At 64.3% G+C, this 1,966-nt stretch carries 2 protein-coding genes; one reads left to right on the forward strand and one right to left on the reverse strand.

What is annotated here, in order from left to right:
• Positions 1-193 precede the first annotated feature (193 nt).
• Positions 194-868 (reverse strand): uracil-DNA glycosylase, encoded by a 675-nt coding sequence (ung, locus tag WMO66_RS14200; protein ID WP_349137009.1) that lies wholly within the window; start codon positions 866-868, stop codon positions 194-196.
• A 104-nt stretch (positions 869-972) separates the two neighbouring features.
• Here ung and WMO66_RS14205 point away from each other — a divergent pair, with 104 nt between their 5' ends.
• The gene (locus WMO66_RS14205) at positions 973-1,764 is read left to right on the forward strand and encodes an SDR family NAD(P)-dependent oxidoreductase (RefSeq protein WP_349137010.1); all 792 of its coding nucleotides are present in this window, start codon (positions 973-975) and stop codon (positions 1,762-1,764) included.
• Positions 1,765-1,966: the final 202 nt, after the last annotated feature.

Raw genomic sequence — 1,966 nt, forward strand, 5'->3', positions numbered from 1 at the left:
GCCACGTCGGCCTGCGGCCTCCTCGCAATGACAATTCGGAAGTGCATACCGTTTTAACGGTAGTCCGTTCGTATCGGCAGCGTTGCGCCGGGAGGGGACAGCCCGGCCCCTACAGCGTGCGACTGGCTGCTTCGCGCGTAACTATCCACTGTCCATTTTCAATGATCCGTTTTCCTGCACATCATATTATATGTCAAGGCAGCCGCCAATCGACCGGCTGTTCTCCGTTCTCCTGCAAAAAGGCATTGATCTGCGAGAACGGGCGGCTGCCGAAGAAGCCGCGGTAGGACGACAGCGGGCTTGGGTGCGGCGCGCACAGGACAAGGCGCGGGGCGGCGCTCTGCAGCAGCGGCCGCTTTTTCTGCGCCTGCGAGCCCCAGAGGACGAAGGCCACCGGCTGCGGCAGGGCGGCCATGGCGGCAAGCACGGCATCCGTGAAGCGCTGCCAGCCCCACGCCGCGTGGCTGTTCGCCGCGCCGCGGCCGACGGTCAGGACCGTGTTGAGCAGCAGGACGCCCCGCTCCGCCCACGGCGTCAGGTCACCGCCGGACGGCTGCGGCAGGCCGAGGTCCGTGTGCAGCTCCGTGAAAATATTGCGCAATGACGGCGGCAGGCGCTCACCCTGCGGGACGGAGAACGCAAGGCCCATGGCCTGCCCCGGCTCGTGATAGGGGTCCTGCCCGAGGATGACGGCCCGCACGCGCTCCGGCGGCGTGGCGGTCAGGGCGAAGAACGTGCGCTCCTCCGGCGGGTAGACCGTTCCGGCGGCCCGCGCCGCCCCGACCCGCTGCAGCAGCGCCGCGAAATACGGGGCGCGCAGCTCCTGCTCCAGATACGGCGTCCATGCGCCGAGATCGATAACCTGCATGGCAATTTCCTCCGAATTTTCTCCGATTTTCCCCGGTTTTTCTTGACAGAGGCGGGGTTTTGTGGTATGTAGAAGATAAGAAACGAACTGGAAAGGTTGATAATATGAAACGAATCGCGATTCTGACCGGAGCAAGCTCCGGCATGGGCCGGGAGCTGGCGCTGCAGCTGGCCCAGTGGGAGACGTTTGACGAGCTGTGGGTCATCGCCCGCCGCGCCGACCGCCTCGAGGCGCTGAAGGAGCAGATCCCCTTCCCCGTGCGGCCCATCAGCCTCGATCTGACGGACCCGCAGGCGCTGGAGCTCTACCGCGACCTGCTGGAAAATGCCCGGCCGGACGTCGGCCTGCTGGCAAACGTCGCGGGCTTCGGCAAATTCGGCCGCTACGACCAGATCCCGCTGGCAGACTCCCTGAAGATGATCGACCTGAACTGCAAGGCCCTTGTGGCCATGACGGAGCTGACGCTGCCTTACATGAAGCGCGGCGCGAAGCTGCTGAACCTGGACTCCCTGTCTGCATTCCAGCCCGTGCCGTATCTGAATGTCTACGCCTCGACGAAGGCCTTTGTGCTGAGCTATACGCGCTCGCTGGCGCGTGAGCTGCGGCCGCGCGGCATCCGCGTGATGGCCGTCAGCCCCGGCTGGGTCAAGACGGAATTCTTTGACCACGCGCTGCAGACGAGCAACGACGCCGTGACATATTACAACCGTCTGTACGAGGCAAAGGACGTGATGAAGACGGCCCTGCACGACCTGTACCGCACGAAGAAGGACGTCTCCATCCACGGCCTGCCCGTGCGCTGGCAGGTGCGGCTCGTGAAGCTGCTGCCGCATAAGCTCGTGATGGATATCTGGATGAGGCAGCAGAAGCACAACAAGCTCCCGGACGAGGACTGAGGAGGGGGCTTTCCCGCAAAACCGGGCAGGCAAAATTACGGGAAGCCGCCGGTCGTGCGTTGTAGGGGGCGGCGTCCTCGACGCCCCGTGACACGTCCCCGATTCGTGCCGGGTATGATACAATGGCGATGGCTTCCGATTTGTCATTGCGAGGAGGCCGCAGGCCGACGTGGCAATCTCGCAGGACCCAGGTGGATAACAG

The organism is Faecousia intestinalis (genome assembly GCF_040096185.1).
Classification (GTDB): domain Bacteria; phylum Bacillota; class Clostridia; order Oscillospirales; family Oscillospiraceae; genus JAZOXB01.